At 47.3% G+C, this 6,159-nt stretch carries 5 protein-coding genes and 1 pseudogene (1 of these 6 only partly in view); 1 reads left to right on the top strand and 5 read right to left on the bottom strand.

Translation table 11 applies throughout. The features are described 5' to 3' along the window. From gyrB to dnaA, 5 genes and pseudogenes are all read right to left on the bottom strand, one after another. Nucleotides 1–1,048: pseudogene (gyrB, locus tag QVO97_RS00555) on the bottom strand (DNA topoisomerase (ATP-hydrolyzing) subunit B); it reaches 888 nt to the left of the window's first position. Nucleotides 1,049–1,070: 22 nt separating this feature from the next. Beyond that, on the bottom strand, nucleotides 1,071–2,180 hold the full coding sequence (gene recF / locus QVO97_RS00550) for a DNA replication/repair protein RecF (protein ID WP_022358496.1): 1,110 nt from the start codon (nucleotides 2,178–2,180) through the stop codon (nucleotides 1,071–1,073). 11 nt (nucleotides 2,181–2,191) lie between these two features. After that, nucleotides 2,192–2,398, bottom strand: coding sequence for an RNA-binding S4 domain-containing protein (locus QVO97_RS00545; protein WP_022358495.1), 207 nt, complete (start codon nucleotides 2,396–2,398; stop codon nucleotides 2,192–2,194). Between the two features lie 60 nt (nucleotides 2,399–2,458). Further along, nucleotides 2,459–3,577: a DNA polymerase III subunit beta gene (dnaN, locus tag QVO97_RS00540; RefSeq protein ID WP_022358494.1), complete on the bottom strand. Its 1,119-nt coding sequence runs from the start codon at nucleotides 3,575–3,577 to the stop codon at nucleotides 2,459–2,461. Nucleotides 3,578–3,862: 285 nt separating this feature from the next. After that, nucleotides 3,863–5,233 carry a chromosomal replication initiator protein DnaA gene (gene dnaA, locus QVO97_RS00535; RefSeq protein WP_022358493.1) on the bottom strand — a complete coding sequence of 457 codons (1,371 nt, stop codon included), beginning with the start codon at nucleotides 5,231–5,233 and terminating at the stop codon, nucleotides 3,863–3,865. A gap of 599 nt (nucleotides 5,234–5,832) precedes the next feature. Here dnaA and rpmH point away from each other — a divergent pair. Beyond that, nucleotides 5,833–5,967, top strand: coding sequence for a 50S ribosomal protein L34 (gene rpmH / locus QVO97_RS00530; RefSeq protein ID WP_087225913.1), 135 nt, complete (start codon nucleotides 5,833–5,835; stop codon nucleotides 5,965–5,967). Nucleotides 5,968–6,159 lie beyond the last annotated feature (192 nt).

Raw genomic sequence — 6,159 nt, 5'->3', positions numbered from 1 at the left:
CCGCCGCTCGGGCCTCGCTGTTGCCGAGTTTCTGCTTCGTCTGTCCCTCAAACTGCGGCTCCTCGATCTTGACACTGATGATCGCTGTAAGGCCCTCACGGATATCCTCACCGCTGAGTGCCGGCTCATTTTCCTTGAGAAGCTTATTTTTCTTTGCATAGTCATTAAAAGTCTTGGTCAGAGCACTCTTAAAGCCGGCCAGATGGGTACCGCCCTCCGGTGTGTTGATATTATTGACGAAGGTATAGATATTTTCCGTGTAGGAATCGTTATGCTGCATCGCCACCTCGACAAATACCTTGTCCTTGATGCCCTCGCAGTAGATAACCGGTTCATAGAGCTTCTCATTGCTCCGGTTCAAGTAGGTGACAAATTCCTTGATACCGCCCTCATAGTGGAAGGTCTTCTCATGCTTCACTTCTCTGTCATCCCGCAGGGTGATCTTTAAGTTTTTCGTCAGGAATGCCGTCTCACGCAGGCGTACTTTTAACGTATCATAGTCGTAGACCGTTTCCTCAAAAATCTCCTTATCCGGCAGAAATACGACCCGTGTGCCGTGCTTATCCGGAGCACACTCACCGACTACTTTCAGCGGATACATCGTTTTGCCGCGCTCATAGCGCTGTTTATATACCTTTCCATCGCGGCAGATCTCAACCTCCAGCCACTCGGAAAGGGCATTTACAACCGATGCGCCTACGCCGTGCAGACCGCCGGATACCTTGTATCCGCCGCCGCCGAACTTGCCGCCCGCATGCAGGATCGTAAATACGACCTCAACCGCCGGAAGACCCGCCTTTTTCTGGATGTCAACCGGAATGCCACGACCGTCATCCTGTACCGTGATCGAATTGTCCGCATTGATCTGCACCTCAATGTGGCTGCAGTATCCAGCGAGCGCCTCGTCCACGGAGTTGTCTACTATCTCATACACCAGGTGATGGAGGCCTCTTACAGATGTGCTGCCTATATACATACCAGGACGCTTTCTGACCGCCTCCAATCCCTCCAATATCTGTATTTGATCTGCACTGTATTCTGAACCCATAGTTCCTCCTTCACTTGCTGTTTTATGTCTGACTAGTTGTCTTGTTTGGACGTTCACAGGTGACCGTCCCGCTCACGACCCGAAAGGTCTTATCTATCTGGAAGCTGTGGCTGATAAAATCATCCAAGCCCGTACAGGTAATGATCGTCTGTATGTGGCGGATGCTGGCGAGCAGATGATCCTGCCGTTTTCCATCTAACTCCGACAAAACATCGTCGAGAAGCAGGATCGGATACTCCTTTTTGATCTTTTTAACCAGCTCAATCTCCGCCAGTTTGAGCGATAATGCCGCCGTCCTCTGCTGTCCCTGTGAACCGAAGCGCCGGATGTCAATTCCGTTGACATAGAAACTTAAGTCATCCCGGTGTGGGCCGACCAGCGTCGTCTTCTGCTTCCGGTCCGCCTCGCGGCTCTTTTTGACTGCCGCTTCCAACTGATCTGCCTCCGTGTTCGGCTCATACTGGATGATGAGTTCTTCCTTTCCACCCGACAATTTCCGATGGATCGGACAGATCAATTCGTTTAATTCACCGATAAATTCCCGCCGGTACTGGCTCACCTCCCGCCCGTAGGAAGCAAGCTGCATATCCCATATATCCAGCATCTCCTCGTACTCGGGATGGAAAAACAGCTCCTTTAAGAGCTTATTTCTCTGTATCACCACCCGGTTGTACTGCACCAGCGAATGGACGTAGAGCCGGTTTAACTGGCATAATTCCAGATCAATAAAACGGCGCCGATCCGCCGGTCCGTTCTTAATGAGATTCAGATCTTCCGGCGAAAAAAACACCACGTTAACAATGCCGAAAAGCTCGCTCGCCCGCCGGATCGGAATCCCGTTGACCGCCACGCCCTTCGTCTTATTTTTCTTTAGATGCATGTCAATCCGGTACGGCACATCGTCCTTGCGAAGCTGCATCTTGATGTGGGACTCGTCCTCTCCGAATTCGATGATCTCCCTGTCCTTGCTGCCGCGGTGGGACTTGGTCGTCGCACACACGTAGACCGCTTCAAGGATATTGGTTTTACCCTGCGCGTTGTCCCCGTAGAGAACATTCGTCCCCGGATCAAAATCCATATGTAATTCCCCGTAATTGCGGTAATTTTTGAGTTCGATCGATTCGATAAACATGAAACCATCCTTTATTTGGTGATTGTTACGGTCTCTCCGTCATACTCGACTTTGTCCCCGTCGTAAAGCTTCTTGGCGCGCTGCATCTCCACCGCGCCATTGACCTTCACAAGCCCGTCCTGAATCGCAAATTTAGCATCCACGCCGGACTCTACCAGACCAGCTGCCTTAAGCGCCTGACCCAGTTTTATAAATTCATCTCTCAGTTTTATCTCCATCTTATTTCAGATCCTTTCTGTCACTGTCTGCCTGCACCTGCCATGTCTAAAAATGGCAGGTTAGATCGCTGCCGCATTGAAATTGACCGGCAGGATCAGATAGATGTAAGTCTCCTCCTCGTCCCGGATAAAGCACGGGGATTTCGGATTCATCATGTACAGAGTCACTTCCTCATCATCGATGATTCGCAGCGCATCACCCAAAAACTTCGGGTTGAAGCCAATCATCAGGTCTTTTCCAAACTTGGTAATCGCCAGACGGGCATCCATCGTACCGAAGGCGGAATGCATCTTTAACTCCATTTCTTCATCGGTAAAGTTTAAGATCAAAGGTTTCTTATCATTTTCACGGACGAGAATGCTTGCACGGTCGATCGCATCCATGAAATCACGGCGGTTCAAGGTAACTTTCGTCTCATAATCGGAGGAAAGCATCTGATTGATCCGGAAATACTCGCCCTCAATCAGGCGGGATAACACGATCGTGTCGTCAAATTCAAACATGATGTGGTTGGTGCTGAAGAAAATCTGTACCTCAGAGTCGTTGTCACCGTTTAAGATCTTGCTGATCTCACCTAAAGTCTTGCCAGGAACGATGACTTTTATATCACTGTACTGTTCTTTTAATGCAACTTTGCGGATCGACATGCGGTGTCCGTCGAGGGAAACGAGCTTAAGTTCATTGCCGGTGACCTCCATTAGCTCACCGGTCATCATCTTGTTGCTGTCGTTCGGCGAGATCGAAAAGATCGTCTGGCGGATGATCTCTTTTAAGGTAAACTGGGAAAGTGTGATGAATTTATCCCGCTCAATGTGGGGAATATAGGAAAATTCATCGCCATCCTTGCCCTGAATCTGGAAAATAGCCTTGTCACAGGTGATCGTCGTGTTGTATTTTTCATCCGATTCGATCGTGATCGTAGAATTTTCGCCGGAGAGCTTGCGGATAATATCGGAAAAAAGCTTGGCATCAAGTGCGATTTTTCCACGTTCCAGGATCGTTCCTTCGACCTTCGTCTCAATTCCCAGCTCCATATCGTTGCCGGTCAGTTTGATCTCATCCGAAACAGCATCGATCAGGATGCATTCGAGAATCGGCATGGTGGTTTTAGAAGGAACGGCCTTCAGAACAATGTTGATGCCGTTCATTAAATGATCTTTTTCAAATGAAAGCTTCATGTTTGTTGATAACTCCTTTGCTAAAAATAACGTGGAACGGAAAGAAAAGATATATATAAATTTCGTCGCAATCGTAGTAGGGGCTGTGAATATGTGGAATTCTCCGGACAGCCCTGAAAATACATGGGTTCAGACTCCTTTTGAATGGTTAAAAAGGCTGTGTAAAACTGTCCGGAAACGGCTGGATAACTTTTGAATTATCCACAGCCCTGAAATGGAGCAAAATGTGGGAAAAGTTATCCACAGGTTTTCAACCACTTTTCCACGCGAAATTGTGGAAGAAACCTACTGTGGGCTGATCTTTTTCATTAAGATTTCCACTGTATTGCGAAGCGATTCGTTTTTCTCCATATCGGCAGCGATCTTGTCGTGACCGTGGATGATCGTCGTGTGATCCCGACCGCCTAAATATTTGCCGATATTCTGCAGGGAAGTTCCGAGCATCGAACGGCAGATATACATCACGATCTGGCGCGGGAATACGATCTCCTTGTTGCGCTTCTGGGAGGAGATGTCAAGCGGAGTGATACCGAAATGATCAGCAACGACCTGGATGATCAGCTCCGGGGTCACTTCTTTCTCCGCGTTCGGGGAAATGAGATCCTTGAGAGCTTCCTCCGCCAGCTCCGTCGTGATCTCCTTGTTATTTAACTTGGAAAGGGCGACGATCTTGGTGAGGGCGCCCTCGAGCTCACGGATGTTGGACTTGACGTTGGTGGCGATGTACTTGATCACTTCATTATCTATATTGTAGCCCTCGAGTTCCTCTTTTTTGCGGAGGATCGCCATACGGGTTTCATAATCCGGCGACTGGATATCGACGGTCAAGCCCCATTCGAAACGGGAACGAAGCCGTTCTTCCAGCGTCTCGATCTCTTTCGGCGGCTTATCTGAGGAGATAATGATCTGTTTTTTCGCTTCATAGAGTGCGTTGAAAGTATGGAAAAATTCTTCCTGTGTCGATTCCTTACCGATAATAAACTGGATATCATCGATGAGGAGGACGTCGTTGTTTCTGTATTTTTCACGGAACTCCGTGGTGGAAATATTGTTTTTGTTCCGGATCGCATCGATCAGTTCGTTCGTAAACTTCTCACTTGTAACGTAGAGAACCTTCGCTTTTGGATTGTTTTTTAAGATAAAATGTCCGATCGAGTGCATAAGATGCGTTTTTCCCAGACCTACACCCCCGTAAATGAAGAGAGGGTTGTAGATCTCACCCGGAGATTCTGCCACGGCGAGGGAAGCGGCGTGCGCTAAGTTATTGTTCGCGCCGACGACGAAGGTGTCGAATGTGTAGCGCGGATTTAAGTTCGCATCCTGGATGAGCTGGCGGCTGACCTCGGACGGGCGGTTGATCAGATGGCTTTTGTCCGTCTCTTTTTGCGGCTCATCGACCTGTTCGATGGTGACAAAATCGACCTCACACTCGATTCCGGTTAGTTCTTCGATGGTAATCTGGATCAAAAGTCCGTATTTTTTTTTGATATAGCCGAGAAACTGCACATCCGGAACCAGGATCTGAAGGGTGCCGTCTTTCATGGAATAAGGCTGCGTCGGAAGCAGCCATGTTTTGAAAGAAACGTCCGTCAGTTCGTGTTCTTCTTTAATATGGAGGAGAATTTCATCCCATTTTTCCTTAATTTTCTCTATCATACTGTGTCTCCTAAACGTAAAAAGCAGCCAAAACTGCAAAATAACCCAATCTAAGTTCTATTCTACATGATTTGTCCACATTTTTCAATAAAAACCCGCAATGTGAATAAGTGAAATTCAGTTATCCACGTGGAAAAAACGCCGAAAAATAAGGCTTTTTGGTGAATGGGTGTGAACAATCAGAAGCTTATCCAGATCGTATTCCACGGCTTTTCCACAAGTTATCCCCAAAATGTGGATAAGTGGAGGATAAGCTGTGAATAGGTGGCGGGAATGCTGATAAAATAAGGATTTTTTTATCCACAAAATGGAAATGTCCCGGTGTGTATACTGTATACAATAAGACGCTGCGACAGCAATCGACGATCGATCTGTGGGGACGCAGGATCGAAATGGTGGAAAAACCACAGAAATTCCTTGTTCTATGGGGATTAAAAAGATCAAAATAGTGGTTGACGAATGCGGAATTCTTCTATATAATGGAGAAGATGTTTAATTACAATAGTCTAACTATGTTGAGAAGAATGCGGATTTCGGCGTGAGCCGGAGGAAGCGTGGATTTCTCTTACTATATTATGGATGAGGAGGTGTATGCAGACATGAAGATGACATTTCAGCCGAAGAAAAGACAGAGAGCAAAAGTTCATGGATTCCGTGCGAGAATGAGCAGCGCAGGTGGAAGAAAAGTTCTGGCTGCCAGAAGAGCAAAAGGTAGAGCGAAATTATCTGCTTAATGAACGAGGCCGCAATCGAGTTATAGATTGTGGCCTTTCTTAATATTCATAGAACTTTTTCTATGAATATTAAGAAAAGCTCTGCGATGCACACTCGCTGCAGGGGAAAATGATTGCTAATGCAATCGCACCTCGGTGCGTGAATCCGGCGAGCCGGATTTTATTTTATTCATAGGAAATTGCGTCCTATGA

This window comes from Clostridium sp. CAG:43 (assembly GCF_000434655.1).
Lineage (GTDB): Bacteria > Bacillota > Clostridia > Lachnospirales > Lachnospiraceae > Otoolea > Otoolea fessa.
This window is presented reverse-complemented; position numbering and strand designations above follow the sequence as displayed.

Excerpts from the sequence above, each read along its gene's own strand:
- recF (WP_022358496.1), bottom strand. The coding sequence starts at position 2,180 with ATGTTTATCGAATCGATCGAACTCAAAAATTACCGCAATTACGGGGAA.
- dnaA (WP_022358493.1), bottom strand. The coding sequence starts at position 5,233 with ATGATAGAGAAAATTAAGGAAAAATGGGATGAAATTCTCCTCCATATT.
- QVO97_RS00545 (WP_022358495.1), bottom strand. The coding sequence starts at position 2,398 with ATGGAGATAAAACTGAGAGATGAATTTATAAAACTGGGTCAGGCGCTT.
- dnaN (WP_022358494.1), bottom strand. The coding sequence starts at position 3,577 with ATGAAGCTTTCATTTGAAAAAGATCATTTAATGAACGGCATCAACATT.
- rpmH (WP_087225913.1), top strand. The coding sequence starts at position 5,833 with ATGAAGATGACATTTCAGCCGAAGAAAAGACAGAGAGCAAAAGTTCAT.